The organism is Parasphingorhabdus halotolerans (genome assembly GCF_012516475.1).
Taxonomy (GTDB): domain Bacteria; phylum Pseudomonadota; class Alphaproteobacteria; order Sphingomonadales; family Sphingomonadaceae; genus Parasphingorhabdus; species Parasphingorhabdus halotolerans.
This window is the reverse complement of sequence record NZ_CP051217.1, coordinates 541,933-560,829: the sequence shown is the minus strand read 5'-3', so window position 1 is coordinate 560,829 and position 18,897 is coordinate 541,933. Positions and strand designations below refer to the sequence as shown.

Annotated in this window: 22 protein-coding genes; 15 read left to right on the top strand and 7 right to left on the bottom strand. The window is 52.7% G+C overall.

Annotated features, from left to right (window positions below):
• Positions 1–11: 11 nt before the first annotated feature.
• From ispZ to HF685_RS02605, 5 genes are all read right to left on the bottom strand, one after another.
• Positions 12–644, bottom strand: coding sequence for a septation protein IspZ (ispZ, locus tag HF685_RS02625; protein WP_168818178.1), 633 nt, complete (start codon positions 642–644; stop codon positions 12–14).
• Positions 641–1,570: a signal recognition particle-docking protein FtsY gene (gene ftsY / locus HF685_RS02620; protein ID WP_168818177.1), complete on the bottom strand. Its 930-nt coding sequence runs from the start codon at positions 1,568–1,570 to the stop codon at positions 641–643. Before ftsY ends, ispZ begins: the two co-directional genes overlap by 4 nt.
• A complete protein-coding gene (gene mtaB, locus HF685_RS02615) occupies positions 1,567–2,832 on the bottom strand; it encodes a tRNA (N(6)-L-threonylcarbamoyladenosine(37)-C(2))-methylthiotransferase MtaB (RefSeq protein WP_168818176.1) in 1,266 nt (421 codons plus the stop codon). The genes ftsY and mtaB overlap by 4 nt, the downstream gene beginning before the upstream one ends.
• The gene (gene dapF / locus HF685_RS02610) at positions 2,829–3,635 is read right to left on the bottom strand and encodes a diaminopimelate epimerase (protein WP_168818175.1); all 807 of its coding nucleotides are present in this window, start codon (positions 3,633–3,635) and stop codon (positions 2,829–2,831) included. The genes mtaB and dapF overlap by 4 nt, the downstream gene beginning before the upstream one ends.
• 62 nt (positions 3,636–3,697) lie before the next feature.
• Positions 3,698–5,374 (bottom strand): putative bifunctional diguanylate cyclase/phosphodiesterase, encoded by a 1,677-nt coding sequence (locus tag HF685_RS02605; RefSeq protein ID WP_246218712.1) that lies wholly within the window; start codon positions 5,372–5,374, stop codon positions 3,698–3,700.
• Between the two features lie 267 nt (positions 5,375–5,641).
• Here HF685_RS02605 and ffh point away from each other — a divergent pair, with 267 nt between their 5' ends.
• The 5 genes from ffh to HF685_RS02580 all read left to right on the top strand — a co-directional run bounded on the left by ffh (position 5,642) and on the right by HF685_RS02580 (position 8,963).
• A complete protein-coding gene (ffh, locus tag HF685_RS02600; protein ID WP_168818173.1) occupies positions 5,642–7,099 on the top strand; it encodes a signal recognition particle protein in 1,458 nt (485 codons plus the stop codon).
• 42 nt (positions 7,100–7,141) lie between these two features.
• On the top strand, positions 7,142–7,663 hold the full coding sequence (gene rpsP, locus HF685_RS02595; protein WP_168818172.1) for a 30S ribosomal protein S16: 522 nt from the start codon (positions 7,142–7,144) through the stop codon (positions 7,661–7,663).
• A 96-nt stretch (positions 7,664–7,759) separates the two neighbouring features.
• Positions 7,760–8,248, top strand: a complete 489-nt coding sequence (gene rimM, locus HF685_RS02590) for a ribosome maturation factor RimM (protein ID WP_168821138.1) — start codon at positions 7,760–7,762, stop codon at positions 8,246–8,248.
• A 51-nt stretch (positions 8,249–8,299) separates the two neighbouring features.
• Positions 8,300–8,587, top strand: a complete 288-nt coding sequence (locus HF685_RS02585; protein ID WP_168821136.1) for an AbrB/MazE/SpoVT family DNA-binding domain-containing protein — start codon at positions 8,300–8,302, stop codon at positions 8,585–8,587.
• On the top strand, positions 8,580–8,963 hold the full coding sequence (locus HF685_RS02580) for a type II toxin-antitoxin system VapC family toxin (RefSeq protein ID WP_168818171.1): 384 nt from the start codon (positions 8,580–8,582) through the stop codon (positions 8,961–8,963). The genes HF685_RS02585 and HF685_RS02580 overlap by 8 nt, the downstream gene beginning before the upstream one ends.
• Before the next feature lie 35 nt (positions 8,964–8,998).
• On the opposite strand, the gene HF685_RS02575 is transcribed toward HF685_RS02580, so the two are convergent.
• On the bottom strand, positions 8,999–9,628 hold the full coding sequence (locus HF685_RS02575; protein ID WP_168818170.1) for a hypothetical protein: 630 nt from the start codon (positions 9,626–9,628) through the stop codon (positions 8,999–9,001).
• Positions 9,629–9,937: 309 nt separating this feature from the next.
• On the opposite strand from HF685_RS02575, the gene trmD reads away from it, so the two are divergent.
• From trmD to HF685_RS02545, 6 genes are all read left to right on the top strand, one after another.
• A complete protein-coding gene (gene trmD, locus HF685_RS02570) occupies positions 9,938–10,795 on the top strand; it encodes a tRNA (guanosine(37)-N1)-methyltransferase TrmD (protein ID WP_168818169.1) in 858 nt (285 codons plus the stop codon).
• Positions 10,792–11,226 carry a 50S ribosomal protein L19 gene (gene rplS / locus HF685_RS02565; RefSeq protein WP_168818168.1) on the top strand — a complete coding sequence of 145 codons (435 nt, stop codon included), beginning with the start codon at positions 10,792–10,794 and terminating at the stop codon, positions 11,224–11,226. Before trmD ends, rplS begins: the two co-directional genes overlap by 4 nt.
• Positions 11,227–11,310: 84 nt before the next feature.
• Positions 11,311–12,336, top strand: coding sequence for an aspartate-semialdehyde dehydrogenase (locus tag HF685_RS02560; protein ID WP_168818167.1), 1,026 nt, complete (start codon positions 11,311–11,313; stop codon positions 12,334–12,336).
• Between the two features lie 311 nt (positions 12,337–12,647).
• Positions 12,648–13,532: an OmpA family protein gene (locus HF685_RS02555; RefSeq protein WP_168818166.1), complete on the top strand. Its 885-nt coding sequence runs from the start codon at positions 12,648–12,650 to the stop codon at positions 13,530–13,532.
• A gap of 129 nt (positions 13,533–13,661) precedes the next feature.
• Positions 13,662–14,183 (top strand): hypothetical protein, encoded by a 522-nt coding sequence (locus HF685_RS02550; protein ID WP_168818165.1) that lies wholly within the window; start codon positions 13,662–13,664, stop codon positions 14,181–14,183.
• A 77-nt stretch (positions 14,184–14,260) separates the two neighbouring features.
• Complete coding sequence (locus HF685_RS02545) at positions 14,261–14,908, top strand: 2-hydroxychromene-2-carboxylate isomerase (RefSeq protein ID WP_168821134.1); 648 nt, start codon at positions 14,261–14,263, stop codon at positions 14,906–14,908.
• Between the two features lie 159 nt (positions 14,909–15,067).
• Here the strand turns inward: HF685_RS02545 and HF685_RS16060 are convergent, their stop codons facing one another.
• Positions 15,068–15,208: a hypothetical protein gene (locus HF685_RS16060; protein WP_211051321.1), complete on the bottom strand. Its 141-nt coding sequence runs from the start codon at positions 15,206–15,208 to the stop codon at positions 15,068–15,070.
• On the opposite strand from HF685_RS16060, the gene HF685_RS02540 reads away from it, so the two are divergent.
• Genes HF685_RS02540 through HF685_RS02525 form a run of 4 tightly spaced genes read left to right on the top strand, consistent with a single transcriptional unit; the run spans position 15,207 to position 18,844 of the window.
• Positions 15,207–15,659 carry a GFA family protein gene (locus HF685_RS02540; protein ID WP_211051318.1) on the top strand — a complete coding sequence of 151 codons (453 nt, stop codon included), beginning with the start codon at positions 15,207–15,209 and terminating at the stop codon, positions 15,657–15,659. The two genes, HF685_RS16060 and HF685_RS02540, sit on opposite strands and share 2 nt — an antisense overlap.
• The gene (locus HF685_RS02535) at positions 15,656–16,408 is read left to right on the top strand and encodes an alpha/beta fold hydrolase (protein WP_425500169.1); all 753 of its coding nucleotides are present in this window, start codon (positions 15,656–15,658) and stop codon (positions 16,406–16,408) included. The genes HF685_RS02540 and HF685_RS02535 overlap by 4 nt, the downstream gene beginning before the upstream one ends.
• 12 nt (positions 16,409–16,420) lie before the next feature.
• Entirely contained in the window at positions 16,421–16,948 is a 528-nt protein-coding gene (locus HF685_RS02530) for a hypothetical protein (protein WP_168818162.1), read from the top strand.
• A gap of 57 nt (positions 16,949–17,005) precedes the next feature.
• Positions 17,006–18,844 (top strand): M2 family metallopeptidase, encoded by a 1,839-nt coding sequence (locus HF685_RS02525; RefSeq protein ID WP_168818161.1) that lies wholly within the window; start codon positions 17,006–17,008, stop codon positions 18,842–18,844.
• Positions 18,845–18,897: the final 53 nt, after the last annotated feature.

Sequence of the window (18,897 nt, the reverse complement as noted above, 5' to 3'; positions counted from 1 at the left end):
GGTGCGGTTTTTTACTGAGGTGGAATTTCCTGGCTGGGGTCCGCCGTTTCCTCAATCGCCAAGCCATGGCGCATCAGCATCGGGATATTCGCCATCGCAAATACGAACGACACCACCGTCATGCCCCAGACCTTAACGGTCAGCCACGTATCAAAACTCAGAGTGAAAACCATGATTTCATTGGCGACCGCCATAGCTACGAAAAACAGAGCCCAATTGCGGGAAAGCTTCATCCAGCCTTCCTGATCCAGTCCCTCAAATGCTGCCTGAAGCAAATATTTGAGCATCGCCTTGCCGCGCAACAACCCGAATATCAGTATCGCTGCGAAGCCGGCGTAGATGATGGTTGGCTTGTGCTGAATGAAGACGGGATCGTTAAAATAAATGGTGAGCGCGCCAAAACCGATGATCAGCACCGCTGAAATCCAAAGCATGGGGGACACTTTGCCGATTTTCCATTTGGAGACGATGACGGCGATGATGATGGCAATCATGAAGGCGGCTGTTCCGGCTATGATGCCTGAAAATTTATAAGCCAGAAAAAATATCAGCAGCGGCCCGAAATCCAGCGCAAAACTTAGGCCTTTGTGTTCAGCAGGTTTTTCTGCGTCATTTGAGTCGTTTGTGGTCGTACGCTCAGTCATTCTCTGATTCCTGCAATGGCTGCAGCCACTTCTTCCGGATCAAAAGGTCGCAAATCATCAAGTGTTTCTCCAACGCCAATCGCATGGATTGGCATATCAAATTGTTTGGCAGCGGCAACGAGCACCCCACCGCGCGCTGTTCCGTCGAGTTTGGTCATGATTAGGCCGGTAACCTTTGCTACTTCCTTAAACACCTCGATTTGGGACAAGGCGTTCTGGCCGGTCGTTGCATCAAGCACCAAAACAATATCGTGCGGAGCAGCCGGATTGAGCCGACCAAGCACACGCCGGATCTTATCTAGCTCATCCATAAGCTCGGCGCGGTTTTGCAGTCGCCCGGCTGTATCGACGATTAACACGTCAATGCCGGTCGCCGTCGCCTGTTTTACCGCATCGTAGACGATGCTGGCACTATCGCCGCCCTCAGGACCGCTGATAATCGGCACACCAAGCCGCTCTGCCCATATTTTGAGCTGACCAATGGCTGCGGCGCGAAAAGTGTCACCGGCAGCGAGCATTACGCCGTAATCCTGCTCGAGGAACAAATGCGCGAGCTTGGCGATGGTGGTGGTTTTTCCCGATCCATTGACACCGATCACCAGAATCACTTGCGGGCGTGGAAAAGCATCGATTTCCAGCGCCGAAGCCACTGGCTCCAATATCGCGGCAATCTCGGACTTGATGATCTGTTTCACCGCATCCTCGGTAAGCCCTTTTTCAAAGCGCTCTCCAGCCAGTTTCTCGCGGATGGATGCCGCCGTGGCAGGCCCCAAATCGGACATGATGAGCGCATCTTCAATATCGTCCAATGTCGCCTCGTCGAGCTTCGCTTTGGTCACGAGTCCGGTAAGATTTTCGCTCAGGCGAGAAGATGTTTTGCTGAGACCACCAAACAAGCGATCCTTCCAGCCCGGGGTCTCGCTCATGCTGTGGGCCTTCCGATCAATCTTTTGTCATTATGGGCTATTATTTGCACCGGAATAATCTGACCTTCAGGAACTGGCTGCTCAAGAAAAATTTTTGCAAAACTCTCGGTATAGCCTGATTTTCCGCCTAGTTCTGCCAGCACAGATTGCTTCGAATTCACAAGGCCTTCCTGCCAAGTCGCAAGGTTTTTGGCAACCTTGCCTCGCAATATTTTTGCGCGTTGCTTGACGATTTTAACATCCACTTGCGGCATCTTGGCAGCGGGTGTCCCGCGCTTCGGCGAATAAGGGAAAATATGTCCATGCACGATTTTGCATTGGTCGAGAATATCGAGACTCTGCTGGAACATGGCTTCAGTTTCTGTCGGAAAGCCGGCAATAATATCCGCGCCGATTGCGATGTCCGGCCGGACATCGGTCAATCGCTCTACCAGCTCAATGGCTTGCTCGCGGTGGTGCCGCCGTTTCATGCGCTTGAGGATCATGTTATTGCCCGATTGCAGCGAGAGATGCACATGTGGCATGATGCGGTGTTCTTCGGTCAAAAGCGCGAACAGACGGTCATCAATTTCGATACCGTCGAGCGATGACAGCCGCAGCCTTGGCAAATCTGGCACATGTTTGATTACCCGCTCGACAAGTTGCCCAAGCGTTGGCGCGCCGGGCAGGTCAGGTCCATAGCTGGTCACATCGACACCGGTGAGAACGACTTCCTGAAAGCCCTGATCGACCAGCGCTTTGACATGATCGACTACCTGACCGGCAGGCACCGACCGGCTGTTTCCACGGCCATAGGGTATGATGCAAAATGTACAGCGATGATCGCAGCCGTTCTGGATTTCCACAAACGCCCGGGACCGATCAGAAAAGGCGCTAACCATGTGCGGCGCGGTCTCCCGAACCTGCATGATATCCGAAACCCGGATGTCAGGCTGATTGCTCTCCAGTCCAAATTTGAAATTGGCAGCATCATATTTGTCGAAATTGCCAACCACTCCGGCAGTTTCCGGCATGTCTGCAAACATCTTGGGATCGACTTGGGCAGCGCACCCCGTCACCACAATATTCTTGTCCGGATTGGCCTTTTTTGCGCGCCTTACTGCCTGACGGGTTTGACGGACGGCTTCGTTGGTCACCGCGCAGCTGTTGACGATAACCAGATTGTCTCCGGATATCTGGTTTGCCATCAAATTTTGCCGCAAAGCTTCGCTTTCCGCGATGTTAAGACGGCATCCCATGCTGATGATTTCCGGACCGCTCATCCGAAATTGTTCCAATCGGCTTCGCCGGAAAACACATAGGTTGTCGGGCCCTGCATGGATATCGAGCCGCCATCTTCCCAGGCGATATTCAATATTCCGCCGGGGAGATGAACATCGACCGGGCCTTTCACCAAACCGCGTCTGATAGCCGCCACAGCGGTGGCGCAAGCGCCCGTTCCGCAGGCCAATGTAACGCCGACGCCGCGCTCCCAGACTCTCAGATAAATACTATTGCCTGAAATATGGGCAATATTGACGTTTACCTTTTCAGGAAAAACGGGATCGACTTCGATGATCGGGCCAAGGCGCTCCAGCGGTACATTATTGATATCGTCAACAAAGAAAATAACATGAGGATTGCCCACATTTACCACCACCGGATCATGCAAATCTTCCCATCCGATAGGCATGTGAAGACTGTCCATAGCGTAGGCGAGGGGAATGGCTTCCCATTCAAAGCGTGGTTTGCCCATATCGACAATAGCACCACCGTCGATTGCTCTCCCCAGCAGCATGCCGCCTTCGGTTTCTATCGAAGTTGTATCGCCGAGCAGTTTGGCAACGCAGCGCGTTGCATTTCCGCAAGATTCCACTTCGCTGCCGTCTGCATTGAATATCTGCATTTTTACATCGGCTTTATCGGAACTGCGCAGAACGATCAGCTGATCGCAACCGATGCCGTTTTTCCGGTTGGCAATTGCAGCCGCACGCACAGGATATATCTCAAGCGCATACTCGCGCGCGTCAATAACCACAAAGTCATTGCCCAGCCCATGCATTTTATGGAATTGCCCTAGCGTCATGAGGGCGATTTAGGGATGCAGGGGCAGCAAGTCCAGCGATTCAGAAATTAGGGAACTTTGCTTCAGCCGACTTTTTGTTGCGGTACAGCCAAGGGAACGATGGGATCGTTGCTGGAGTTCGATCCAACTGCGATTTCATCGGCGCGCTGTGAGGGAAGCAAGTTCCGCTCTGCAAGAATTTTGCGCGTTTGCTCGGTTGAGAGCGGCCGTCCGTAATACCAGCCTTGACCTTTTGCACAGCCAATGTTGCGAAGTTCATTTTCGATTTCTTTGTCTTCAATGCCTTCGGCCGTGATCGGCATGCCCAGGCTTTCGCCCAGTCCAGTAATTGCCTTCACGATGGCTGCACTTTCAGAGTTCTCCAGAATCGACGAAACGAAACTGCGATCAATTTTGATGCGGTCAAAGGGCAGGGCGCGCAAGTGGGCAAGCGAAGAATAGCCGGTGCCGAAATCATCCAGTGCAATGCGAATGCCCTGGTTTTTCAGCGAGCCCACAATGGACTGCGCAAGGCTGAGGTTTTCGAACAATGAGCTTTCGGTGATTTCAATTTCAAGCCGGTTTGGCGGGAAACCGGTTTCGACCAACAACTTCACGATTTTCTGCGCCAACCAGGGATCAAGCAGTTGAATCGGTGAAATATTCACTGAAATCGTGAGGCTTTGGTCCCAGTTTTTTGCATCGTCGAAAGCCTGACGCAAAATGCTCAGAGAAAGATCGCCGATCATTCCGGTTTCTTCAGCGATCGGAATAAACACTTCGGGAGAAACCAAGCCTTGCGTTGGAGATTCCCAGCGTGCGAGCATCTCAAAGCCGGTCAGTTTACCGGTCGCAAGGTCAATTTGTTGCTCATAATATGGCACAAATTCGCCCTTTGGAATGCCGGAACGCATACCGGATTCAAGCGTGTTACGTGTCTGGAGTTCCTGCTCCATCGAATTATCGAACCAGCAGAAGCGGTTACGGCCCTGCTTTTTGGCGCTGTACATTGCGATGTCCGCACGGCGCATTAGCACATCAACGCTCTCTGATTCAAAATCAAAACGAGACATGCCGATAGAGGTGGTAACAACAAGATGGTTGCCATTTTCAACGATCGGAGAAGCGATACTATCAATCAGGTCGTCAGCGATGCGATCGACCATTTCAGGTTGATCCGGATCGAATATGAACGCGCAGGCGAATTCATCGCCACCCAAACGCGCCAATAAGCTGTTCGGCGGTACGACTTTGGAAACCCGATTAGCCACTTCCCGCAGTACGACATCACCGGCGCTATGACCATGAACATCGTTCACGTTCTTGAAGTTGTCGAGGTCGAGCATCAAAAAGGTGATGCTTTTGTTCTTCTTCTTCGCCGCAGCAATCATATCCGATGTCTTCTCGGTTATCGTCCTGCGGTTGAGAAATCCTGTGAGGGGGTCCGTCACAGCCAAGGAATGTGCGCGTTCTTCTGCAGCAGTGCGTTCAGTAACTTCTGCCGACAAATCGCGATATCGACGCCAGCCAAATAATATGAGGGCAATGTTGAGCAGAAATGCCGAAACCAGCATGTTATCCGCACCACCACCATATCCGGATAGAGCCTGAACGGTTTCGGTAAGAACTGTGCCGCCCGTGCCAACAAACATCAATATTGCAAAAATAACAACGAGGCCGGCAATCGCATCGCGACTGGCTGTTATCACATGATTGTTTTTTGACTTCGGCGTTTTAGTGTCGGACTTTTCTTGCCCCATGTTCATTTCCCACTGATTTGAAGCTAATCAATGCCATGACAATCCTCAATTTCTGGTTAACAGTGGTTCATCTACGGGAATTCAGGGGTTGCGAGCGGTTGAAGGATCGACTATGTGACCCAAACAAAGCGGTTTCTAGGAGCCGCAAGACTAACATAGAGTTCAAAAAGCTCACACGTCGGTTAGCGAGGTTTCGCCCACCGGCGTTTTTTGCGTTTCAATAATTTATAGCCGCTTCCGGCGGCTTTGGAAAGAAAGGGCGGTGACATGTTTGATAAATTAAGCGACCGCCTTGGCGGAGTTTTTGACAAGCTGCGTGGACGCGGAGCGCTGAAGGAAGAAGATGTTCGCAGCGCGATGCGCGAAGTACGTATTGCGCTTCTGGAAGCTGATGTCGCCCTTCCCGTTGTTAAAGAATTTGTAGAAAAAGTTACCGAGAAGGCCGTCGGTCAATCGGTATTAAAGTCAGTCACGCCCGGTCAACAGGTCGTCAAGATCGTCAATGATGGTCTGACCGAGATGCTCGGTTCGGAAGTTAGCGGACTTAACCTCTCGGTCGCGCCTCCCGCCATCATTATGATGGTTGGTTTGCAGGGCTCGGGTAAAACGACCACGTCCGCCAAGCTGGCGAAACGGCTGAAAGACAAGGACAACAAGAAGGTCATGATGGCCTCGCTCGATGTCAATCGTCCCGCAGCGCAGGAGCAATTGGCTGTTTTGGGCGAGCAGATAAGCGCTGCAACCCTGCCGATTGTTCAAGGCCAGCAGCCGGTTGAAATCGCCAAACGCGCCCTGCAGGCATCAAAATTGCAGGGCTTTGATGTTCTAATTCTCGATACCGCAGGCCGTCTCCACGTTGACCAGCAATTGATGGACGAGATGAAAGCGGTTGCCGACATCGCTACTCCGCAGGAAATTCTGCTCGTTGTCGATGCACTGACCGGTCAGGATGCGGTCAATGTTGCGAAAAACTTCTCCGATCAGGTCGATCTGAGCGGTGTCATTCTTACCCGTATGGATGGTGATGCACGCGGCGGTGCGGCACTATCGATGCGTTCTATAACGGGCAAGCCAATAAAATTTGTCGGTGTTGGCGAAAAAATCGATGCGCTGGAAGAATTCCATCCAGAGCGGGTTGCTGGTCGTATTCTTGGCATGGGCGATGTTGTCAGCCTGGTTGAAAAAGCCGCTGCGACGATCGATCAGGAAGAATCAGAGGCGCTGGCGGCCAAAATGGCCAAGGGCGAGTTTGATCTCAATGATCTGCGAACCCAGCTTCGGCAAATGACCAAAATGGGCGGGCTTGGTGCCTTGGCGTCAATGATGCCGGGTATGAAGAAAGCCAAGGCCGCGATGGCTGGTGGCGCGATGGATGATAAAGTGCTGCTGCGGATGGATGCCATCATCGGTTCCATGACGAAGAAAGAGCGCATGCGGCCCGGTTTGCTGAATGCCAAACGCAAAGTGCGCGTTGCCAAAGGATCTGGCACCACCGTGCAAGATGTCAACAAGCTCCTGAAAATGCATCAGGAAATGGCCAAAGCGATGAAGCGCATTCGCAAAATGGGCGGACTGAAAGGCATGATGTCGATGTTTGGCGGCGGTGGCGGTGCTGCTGGTGCGGGCATGGGCGGCCAAAGCGGTGGAATGGCCGGAGCGCCGGGCTTGCCGGATATGAGCGGCCTTCCAGCTGATCTGCAGAATTTATTGAATAAGAAGAAATGACTCCAACAATCTGAATTTATACGTTTTTAGAAAGGTTTATTTATGTCAGTAGCAATGAGAATGTCCCGTGGCGGTTCCAAGAAGCGCCCTTATTACAAGATCGTGATCGCCGATGTCCGCGCGCCGCGTGACGGCAAGTTTATCGAACGCATCGGTAGCTACAACCCGCTGCTCGCAAAAGATGATGAAAAGCGTGTGGTGCTTGATACCGAGCGTGCGAAACATTGGCTGGACATCGGCGCCAAGCCGTCTGACCGCGTCGCCCGTTTTCTCGATGCTGCAGGCTTGTTGAAGCGTGAAGCACGCAACAACCCGAACAAGGGCAAGCCAGGCGAAAAAGCGACAGAACGCGTAGAAGAAAAAGCGGAAAAAGCAGCGGCGGCTGAAGAAGCAGCGAAAGAAGCTGCCGCAGCTCCTGCTGAAGAAGCTCCAGTAGAAGAAGCTGCTGCGGAAACGCCTGCGGAAGAAACGCCTGCCGCTGAAGAAGCCGCTCCTGCAGAAGTAGCTAAGGCCGAAGAAGCTCCTGCTGAAGACGCAGCCGCCGAAGACAAGGCTGAAGGCTAACCAATTGGCGTTTGCGCTCTCCATTCGTCCTGAGTTTGTCGAAGGACAGTGGGGCGCGCAAATGTGCTTCGACAGGCTCTGCACGAACGGATTATTATGACTGTCGATGCCGACAAACCCGTCCCCCTTGCCGTCATTATTGGCGCGCATGGGGTGACCGGGGAAGTCCGGCTCAAGCTGTTCTGCGATAGTCTCGACAGCCTCAAACCGCACAAGACGTTCAACGTCGGAAAACTGACGCTGAAATCCGTCAAACCCCATAAAATGGGAGCGATTGCGCGCTTTGCTGAAATCACCAACCGTAATGGCGCAGAGGCGGCGCGCGGTACTGAACTCACTGTCCCGCGTTCTGCCCTGCCTGCGCTCGAGGAAGATGAATTCTATCATATCGACATAATCGGCCTGCGCTGTGTTTCTGACAACGGCGAAGAACTGGGCAAATTATTCGCGATCTACGAATTCGGCGCTGGCGATGTGATCGAAATAGAACGCCCCAGCGGCAAAAAATTCATGGTCCCGGCTAAGGCGGTTGATATGCGCAGCGATCCGGCGATTGTGATGGCGGAGTTTGTTGAATCCTCCTGATTGACTGATGCCATATTTTTGTATATACTTAATGTATATACGGAGTTCGCTATGGGCAAATCAGAAAAAATTACGCAGGGCAATGACAAAAATTACCGCGGAAAGGTATTCAAATCCGGCAATTCCGTTGCCTTACGGCTCCCCAAAGCGCTGGGAATAAAGGAAGGTACCGAAATGATCCTGCGCGAAGTGCATGGGCGTTATATTGCGGAGCCGGTACCAAATAAACCGAAAAAGCTGAGTTTGGACGGGCTCTACGGATCGATCAAAGGGATAAAGCGCCTGCCGTTTGAACAGAAGAGCCGCAGTTGGTCTGAACAGAAAGACAGGAATGGTTGAACCAGAATTTCTGCTGGATACCAATATCTGCATTTACCTGCTTGAAGGAAAATCCGAAATTGCGGCAAACCGTTTTACAAATTGTTTTGTAGGGCAAATTGTTACGTCGGCTATTGTCTATGCTGAAGTTATATTTGGGGCACAAAGGTTTGATGCAGTCGGACAGGCCAGAGCGTTTTTTACAAACATTCCGATATTGCCGTTTGATCAGGAAGTGGCCGAAGTCTATTCACGGCTCTCTTTCAAACGCGGCAGCTATGATCGCCTGATCGGCGCGCAGGCCTTGTCGCTTGATTTGACATTGGTGACGAATAATGAAGCGGATTTTGGCGATATACCGGAGTTAAACGTCGAGAACTGGACGGTTGCTGCATGAACGGGATTAAACGTCCAAACGCTTAAATCCCATACTCAATAAGCACCCCAGCTCACATCATAGGTCACCTTACTGTCAAACGCGCGGTGATTGACGTCATGCTTGAAGCTGTAGACGCCGGTTTCGGGGACTTCATATTCCCAGCGTCCCTGCTGGTCGCCATGAATCCATTTCGCATTGTCGGATATGCCGATTTCATAAATCGGTCGGATATCCAGCCACATCCCGCTCGTCTGTTTGGTGACCTTCATGTCATAGTCGTAAAAGGCCGTCTGTCCCTTGACCAGAAACATGCTGTTTGGCCCCAGTGATGACGAGACAACGCCCTCGTTGCTGGAAAATTTGTGATAATGATGGGTGCGGTGTTCATATCCGAGATAGGGGAACAGGCCGCTGATATAGACGAACAGCCAGATGCTCAGCACCGCCGTAAACAGGTAAAACCCCCATCCCGCAGCCTGTTTGGCACGCGAGGGTCCGACAATGTTTCCCAGCTCAATCCGGTTGGCATGGCGGCTGCGCGCATTCCGTTTCCGCCGGGAGGACAGATTGGTAAAATTATACCCGATGCGGAGGATCTGCTCGATATTCATGAGGGCAGTATAGCGAGCAATGCTGAAGAATTGGTTGACTTGGGCCTGATGCCATAGTTTGAGCCAATTCATGATACTGGTTTCAACCATCCTGTTTTTAATTTTGTTTACGATTGGATTCATTGTCGTCGCAACACGGCGCTACCCGGATATAAACAGGGCGTGGTTGCCTTTTTGGGCGAGTTTACCGGTGCCAGGGTTGACCTTCCTCTACTGGCTCTATGGAATATGGTGGATACAATCTGACCTATGCACGGATGTTGACATCTGCGACAGCGGCGGAATGCTGGCGATGACGGTGGGCGTCGGCGTCGGTTTTTTTGCGAGCTTCTTTGTCTGTTTCATCACAGCCTTCGTCTGGATAAACTCCAGGAGAGGCAAATGACCTTTAATGCCCAAATCCTGACCCTTTACCCGGAAATGTTCCCCGGACCGCTTGGTACATCGCTGGCGGGTAGAGCGCTGGAGGAGGGGAAGTGGGCTTGTAACTCCATAAATCCGCGCGATTTTGCGACGGATAAGCATAAATCGGTCGATGACACGCCGGCGGGTGGCGGCGCCGGGATGGTTTTGCGGGCTGACGTCATGGCGGCAGCTCTGGATTTTGCGGTGGAGCGGATCGCGGAACAGGTTACGGCAAGCGATACCGCTCGTCCTGAGCTTGTCAAAGGACAGGTTGGTGCCACCGCCGGTCGTACTTCAACAGGCTCAGCACGAACGGCTATTAGCGCGCCAATGCCCCCCATCCTCGCCATGACACCACGCGGAAAGCCGCTCACCCAAGCGCGTGTCCGCGAAATTGCGTCCGGTCCTGGTGTCACCATAATCTGCGGCCGTTTTGAAGGTTTTGACGAGCGGTTGTTCGAAGCTCGTAATATCGAGGAAGTCTCGATCGGAGATTACATCTTGTCCGGTGGAGAAATGGGTGCTTTGGTTCTTTTAGACGCTTGCATTCGGCTGCTGCCCGGGGTAATGGGCGCGTCTTCTAGCGGAGATGACGAGAGTTTCGAACACGGAATTCTGGAATATCCACAATATACCCGACCTCAAAAATGGGAAGGGCGTATCATCCCTGAAGTCTTGCGATCGGGGGATCATGCGAAAATAGCTGCTTGGCGGAAACAACGGGCAGAGGAAGATACACGGCTAAGGCGGCCGGATTTATGGGAGCGTCACAGGGACACTCCGGATCAGTCGCCCTCTGGTGCGCAGGAAAAAGATAAGGAAGATCGGTCATGAACCTGATCCAGACGATTGAAGCAGAAGAAGTCGCGGCATTTACCGCGTCCAAAGAAATTCCAGAATTCCGCGCCGGTGATACGCTGCGCGTCGGTGTCCGCGTCGTTGAAGGCGAACGCGTTCGTACCCAGAATTATGAAGGTGTCTGCATCGCACGCACCAATCGCGGCATGGGCTCCAACTTTACCGTACGGAAAATGTCCTTCGGCGAAGGTGTTGAGCGTGTGTTTCCGCTCTATTCTCCCAATATTGAGAGCATTACAGTGGTTCGCCGTGGTATCGTGCGTCGTGCAAAACTATATTATCTGCGCGGTCGTACTGGTAAGCGTGCCCGTATTGCGGAACGTCGTTTGAATGCGCCCAAGGATACAGCTGCGACAGTCAAACCGGCAGCAGCAAAGCCAGCTGAAAAGGAAGCCGAAGCGAAATAGGATACGCTTCATAGTACGTTTTCAAACAGCCGGTTTTCCAGATGGATAACCGGCTGTTTTCATATTATATGCAGGAAAAGTTTCATGGGTTACAAAGTTGCAGTCGTAGGCGCCACAGGCAATGTCGGGCGTGAAATGCTGAACGTTTTGGTTGAACGCGAGTTTCCGTTTGACGAGATCGCCGCGGTCGCATCATCGCGCTCGCAGGGCATGGAGATTGAACTCGGCGATACCGACAAGATGCTCAAGGTCAAAAATATCGAGCATTTCGACTTTGCTGGCTGGGATATTGCATTGTTTGCAGCCGGGTCTGATTCCGCCAAGGAATATGCGCCGAAAGCGGCTGCTGCAGGCTGTGTGGTGATCGACAATAGCTCATTGTACCGGATGGACCCCGATGTGCCGCTAATCGTTCCTGAGGTGAACCCCGAAGCGATTGATGACTATAAGAAACGCAACATCATCGCTAATCCCAATTGCTCGACCGCTCAAATGGTTGTGGCGTTAAAGCCGCTCCATGATGCGGCCGTGATCAAACGCGTGGTTGTCTCCACCTATCAGTCGGTTTCCGGCGCAGGCAAAGGCGGCATGGATGAGCTTTTCGAGCAATCCCGAGCGATTTTTGTTGGTGATCCCAAGACCAACAGCGTGTTCACCAAGCAGATCGCGTTCAACGTAATTCCGCATATCGATGTTTTTCTGGACGATGGCTCGACCAAGGAAGAATGGAAGATGGTCGTCGAAACCAAGAAAATCCTCGATTCCAGGATCAAGGTCACGGCTACTTGCGTCCGCGTTCCGGTATTCGTTGGACACAGCGAGTCGATCAATATCGAGTTTGAAAAGGAACTCTCGGCCAAAGACGCCCAGAAAATCCTCCGCGACGCGCCGGGCATCATGTTGGTCGATAAGCGCGAGGATGAAGGCTATGTGACGCCGGTAGAATGTGTCGGCGATGGTGCCACTTACATCAGCCGCGTCCGGGAAGACCCGACGGTGAAAAATGGCCTGAACATCTGGTGCGTCAGCGATAATCTCCGCAAGGGCGCAGCGCTTAATGCGGTGCAGATTGCCGAGTTGCTTGGGCGGAAGCATTTGCAAAAGGGCTAGGACAAGCCGACCACCCAGTTGGGGCAATGCTTCTCAATTTGTCGCGGCGATTCTGCTGACCGGTGATCGCACCTGTTCGCAGTCAGTATCTGTTCGCCGCACGATACGCTCGGATTACCCGTAAAACGGGCAATATCGTCGATCGCGTTCATGTGTCAGAAATGATGGACTGAACAATTAGGGCTTCCATGCAGCTCATCTTGCAGTGCGAGATGAAGAGAAAACTGATAGCCGGACGCGTGATCACAGGTTCGGTCGGGTGAAAACCTACGAATACATAGGGGGCTCTTATTGTTTGAAGGAGCATAATAATGAGCGTCACTTCCAGAAGTTTAAAAATCACCGTGGCACTTGGCACATTTGCCATATTGGTGCCAACGGGCGTGTCTGCGCAGCAGCAAGGTCCGGAAGCTGGTAGAGAAGACATCATCGTGTCCGGCCAGCAAGCGGAATTTGATGCGACTATGGCCACCGAAGGGCCTGAGCTTAAAGGCATTATTTCAGCACGTAGCGCCGGCAGGTTGCAAGTCACGGCCGATGACGGCACGCAGGCAATTGTAGCCATCAATGACACCACCAAGATCAAGGCCAGTGGCGGTTTCCTGGGCCTCAATCGCAATCAGCTTGCTGCAGATTCGCTGCTCAACGGTTTGCCAGTTACCGTTGACACCTTGCAGTGGAACGGCGAACTGGTGGCCAGCCAGATTGAGCTAAAAAACAAGGACCTCAAGACCGCCAGCATGATCCGCAACGGTACGGCGCAGGGCTTTGCCGAACAGACAGCAGCGACCGAGGCCTTGCGCGGTCGAATGGGGGACATTGACAAGTATAATATCAAGGGCACGACAAACGTGAACTTTGACACCGGGAAGTGGAAGCTCACCCCACAGGCCGAAAACGAGCTTTGCGCCGCAGCAAATCAGGCCGAAGCGATGGACAATGCTCTGCTGCTCGTTGTTGGCTACACCGATTCGGTTGGCAGCCAGGAGTATAACCAGACACTAAGCGAACGGCGGGCGAGCCGCGTCGTGAACCATCTCCAGCAAGCCTGCGGCTGGAAACCCTATCGCATGCTCACTCCCACCGGAATGGCCGAAGCGGATCCACTGGCGGACAATGAAACCCCAGAAGGCAAGGCGCAGAATCGCCGTGTTGCGGTGAACATATTGGTCAGCAAGAGCGTTGATGGGCTTTGATCTTTGGCCGGCTTTGCTCGCCGCGACACCCTAGTTAAGAGACCGGCAGTTCGGTTGCGAACGAATTTAATGCTGGTAGAATTTCATGGCTATAATCATTTGGTAAATTTACTTCGCTAAACTTACGCAATGTCAATTCTAATCAATCTGGTTTGCGGATTGGTCGCCAGTATGATTGTTGTCGATCTCGTCCGGTTGAACGCCAGGGCGCCGCGCGTCAGGGCCGGGTGGGTGCATCTGCGACCCTCGGCCCTGCACTGGACTGCATTGGCGTTGGGTTTGGTACTTATCGGATTGTTCGGCTGGATCTGGCTGTTTGTCGGTTCGTCGCGGACGGACGGGGCGGAGCAGATGCGGATTTTGGGCTGGCTTCTGCTGGCATTTTCGGTTGGAACCCTGCTGGCAATCTGGCAAGTGCGCCGCGTTCTGAAATTCGCAATCCGGTTCCGCGGCCAACGTGTTGTCTTTCGACAGGATCAGGGCGGGGAGCGGGAAATCGACTTTCAGGAAATCGCCAGCGCCCGCCTCTCGCTGCTGCGCGGTTACACGATAAAGCTGAAATCGGGGAAAATAATCTTCGTTGATCCCTACGCAACGGGTGCGGCCAAACTCGTTAAACGCATCGATCAATTTCTGGCGCTGTCAAAATAGTTTCCCCGTCATTCAACTCATTCGGGGTAGGCAAATTCCCGCTTTAACCTGGATGACGGATATGTAATATCGTGGCTATGACACACACCGCAGACGTTTACTGGTCCTTCCGTTCGCCCTACAGCTATCTCGCTACGCGGCGATATGTGGAGTTGACTAAAAAATATGATCTCCGGATCAACCAACGCTTTGTCTATCCGCTGGCGATCCGTGATCCGGATTTTTTTGAAAAGAACCATCCCAACTGGCTCGGCTATACCTTCCGGGACATTTTTCGCGTGGCGCAGTTCATGGATATCCCGCTGGCGCCGCCCAACCCAGATCCTATCGTGCAGGATGTCCAGACCCGCAAGATTGCAGAGGAACAACCCTATATTTTCGAACTGACCCGCATGGGGCAGGCGGCCTCTCGGCGGGGCAAGGGGCTGGAGTTTGCCAATGAGGTTTCGCAGCTGATCTGGGGCGGAACGCCGGGGTGGAATGAAGGCGACCATTTGAAAGGCGCTGCAGAACGCGCTGCTGTTAATCTGGATGAACTGCGCGCTGAAGCCAATACCCAACCGGAAGAGCTGGACGCCGAGATCGCCGATAACCAGAAGGCGCTCGAGGCTTCGGGTCATTGGGGCGTGCCCACTTTGGTTTTTGAAGGCGAACCTTTTTTCGGGCAGGACCGCATTGAGCTTGCCGTCTGGCGGATGAAGCAAAAGGGCCTCGCCGAGCGTTAGGGCATAATTACCGCTTAATGAAATTTTGTCATTGCGAGCAGCGCCAAGCAATCCAGAGCATCGCTCTATCTCTTTGGATTGCCGCGTCGCTATCGCTTCTCGCAATGACGATTTAGCTCGACGATACTTAGGAACAAAATGAAGCTTTTCTAAATCGCATTAAGACGTTACGCTCAGGCTATGCCACAATTTCGCCCCACCGCCGTTACCGCGATCTTTCAAACGAATGTTTTCAACATTGGAAATGGCAGAAAAAGAGGCATCCTTGGTGGCAGATTGGTCAACTTTGGGATCAGTCATGACGGATGAACTGACCGGAGGCTGTCTTTGCGGCGCGGTGAAATATACGCTGAAACCCGGTTTCCGGATGAAACCCTATGCATGCCATTGCACAGACTGCCAGAAGCGGACGGGTAGTTCCTTCAGTATGCATATGCTGGTGACCGAGGCCGATTTGACCGTTGTCGGCGAGTTGAATGAAGGACATGTTATCCAACCAAACGGCGCAATAAGCACAATAGCGGGCTGCGCGAAATGTCTGGGGCGTATCTACGCAGCCAATGATCAGCGGCCCGGCGTTGTGAGTTTGAGAGTGGGAACGCTGGACGATAGCATGAAAATGAGCCCGTCTGCGCATTTCTGGGTTTCCAGCAAACAGCCCTGGATCATCATTCCCGAAGGCACGCCGTCGTTAGAAACGCAACCGCAATCTAACGAGGAATGGATCAAATATGTGGGTCCCGATCAGTGAACTTATCTGATTGGCACTTCTCATCCTTTGATAACGTAAACCTCAAAATCCACGAGATGGGAGTAGGCCGACCGATCATCCTGCTCCACGGCCTGTTCTCCAACGCCGACACCAACTGGATCAAATTCGGTCATGCGGCGACACTGGCCGACGCCGGGTTTCGCGTCATCATGCCTGATCTGCGTGCGCACGGTCAAAGCGATGCGCCGCATGATCCTACCGCCTATCCTGCGGATGTGCTGGTCAAGGACACTTTCGCCCTCATTGCGCATCTGGAGTTAACAGATTACGATTTGGGCGGCTTTTCCCTCGGCGCTCGCACGACTGCCAAGCTCCTCACACAGGGCCTGACACCCCGCAAAGCGATATTGGCTGGCATGGGCCTGGAGGGCCTTGCAGGTTGGCAACGCCGACGTGATTTTTTCCTCAAGGCAATAGAATTGCGCGATACGGCCAAGCGCGGCGATCCGCATTGGTTTGCGATCCAGTTCATGAAAAGCCAGAAGATTGATCCCGTCGCTGCGGCGCATTTGCTGGGAAGTTTTACCGATATGGAACCTGATGCTCTCGATGCAATCCCGATGCCGGTGCTGGTGCTATGCGGCGCGGAAGACCGCGACAATGGCGATCCTCAAAAATTGGCAGATGCATTACTGAGCGGACAGCTCGTAGAAATTCCCGGAACCCATATGAGTTGTGTTACAAAGCCGGAACTGGGGTTTGAGTTGGTTCGTTTTTTAACAACGTAAGGCGGGAAGAACATGTCGGGACTAATGCACTGGAAATATTTCTGGATATTCTGGCTCGGCGGTTTGGCTGTTTTTGCGATGCTTGTTGTGACAAGCGGTCCACTAATGACCGATGTCGCTCCACAAGGCATATTGGATCACCAGAGTGCGACCACCGCTGAACGAGTAAATGCAATTCAGGCAAGCTGGGCTGCTTTGGGTCAAATCAACTACGCCAAGTGGTCGATGATCGGCGATCTCGTTTTCATAGGTCTTTATATGAGCGGGGGTATCATCGGCGGGCGGCTGATATGGCAAGAAGCCCGCTCTCCATCGCTCAAGAAACTCGGGCTGTTTTGCGTTGTCGCATATTTTCTGTTCGGTGCGTTCGACTATACTGAAACCATCAGCCAAATCATCCAGCTTTTACAGAACAATGGAAGCGACCTACTCGCTGGAATTGCAGGATTTTGCCAGCCGCTGAAATCGTTGAGTTTTGTTGCGGGGACCATAGGCATGATCGCCGCCTTGATCTGGCGGAGAAGCGAAAGTCGCGCTTGACGCTCACGCAATAAAGTTTCAATTCATACCAAAGTCAATTGAGTAGAGGATCGACCCATGAAAACCGCAGTATCAATATTTGCCCTTGCCGCCATGGCAATTACCACGCCTGCGCAAGCCAAACATCATGAAGAAGGCGCAATGGCAGACAAGGCCCCGCCAACTGCGGAAGATGCAAAGAAATTTGTCGAAGAAACCGAGCAGAAGATGTTTGATTTCTCGGTCGATGCTGCCCGCACATACTGGATTAACTCGACCTATATCACGGATGACACGGACGCTTTGGCGGCGAAAGTGGGGGCTCAAGGAACCACCATGTCGGTTCAGGCGGCGATTGATGCGGCAAAATATAAGAATGTAAAAGGTCTTGATTCCGTTACCACACGAAAGCTGAACAAATTGCGTGGCGGGATCGTTTTGCCTGCGCCTACAACGGAAGGCGCTGCGACGGAACTTAACACTATTGCGACCAAGCTCAACTCCGCTTACGGCAAGGGCAAGGGAACCTTGAACGGCAAGGAAATCAACGGTTCCGACATTGAAGCCGCGATGGGGACAAACCGCAATCCCGAAGAGCTCAAGGAAATGTGGACCAGCTGGCACACGCAGGTCGGTGGCCCGATGAAAGACGATTATGCCCGGATGGTCGAAATCGCCAATGACGGCGCGAAGGAGCTGGGCTTTGCCGACGTTGGCGCGATGTGGCGTTCTGGTTATGATATGCCAGCAGACGATTTCGCCAAATTGACCGACAAGCTTTGGGGCCAGGTGAAACCGCTCTATGATGAACTGCATTGTTACACGCGTGAAAAACTCAATGAGAAATATGGCGATGACGTGCAGCCCGCAACCGGCCCGATCCGTGCTGATCTGCTCGGCAATATGTGGGCGCAAGAATGGGGCAATATCTATGATATCGTCGCACCGGCAGGGGCAGGGGATATTGGTTTTGATACAACCGAGTTGCTCACGGCCAAAGGCTATGATGCAATAAAAATGGTCAAAGCGGGTGAGGGGTTTTTCTCGTCCCTAGGCTTTGATCCGCTGCCGGAAACTTTCTATCAACGGTCGCTATTTACCAAGCCTGCCGACCGCGAAGTTGTCTGCCATGCCAGCGCATGGGATATCGACAATGTGGATGATATCCGCATCAAAATGTGCATCAAGGTGAATGGCGACGATTTCACGACCATCCACCATGAGCTTGGCCACAACTATTATCAGCGCGCCTATAACAAGCAGAGCTATTTGCATCTCGATGGTGCCAATGACGGATTTCACGAGGCGATTGGCGATATGATCGCATTGTCGATTACGCCGGAATATCTGGTACAGGTGGACCTGCTCGATAAAGGCAAGGTTCCCAATGCGGACAAAGACACAGGCTTGTTGCTGCGTCAGGCGATGGACAAAGTTGCGTTTCTGCCTTTCGGCCTATTGGTCGATAAATGGCGGTGGCAGGTGTTCTCTGGCGATATCACGCCCGATAATTACACCAAGGCGTGGCACGATCTGAAACTGCAATATCAGGGCATTACGCCGCCGGAAGATCGCTCGGATGCGCCGTTTGATGCCGGAGCGAAATATCATATACCCGGCAACACGCCCTATTCGCGTTATTTCCTCGCGCGTATCTTACAGTTCCAGTTCTACAAAGCGGCATGCGACGCTGCTGGCTGGAAAGGCCCGCTGCATCGCTGTTCGTTCTACGGCAACAAGAAAGTAGGCGCGAAGCTGAACGCGATGCTCGAAATGGGCGCGTCGAAGCCGTGGCCAGACGCGCTTGAAGCCTTTACCGGCAAGCGTGAAATGGATGGATCGGCAATGATCAGCTATTTTGCGCCGCTTATGACTTGGCTGAAGAAAGAAAACGCAGGGAAAAGCTGCGGGTGGTAAAACGAAAAAGGGCGGAGAAACCAATCTCCGCCCTTTTTTTATCCGTTGAAACG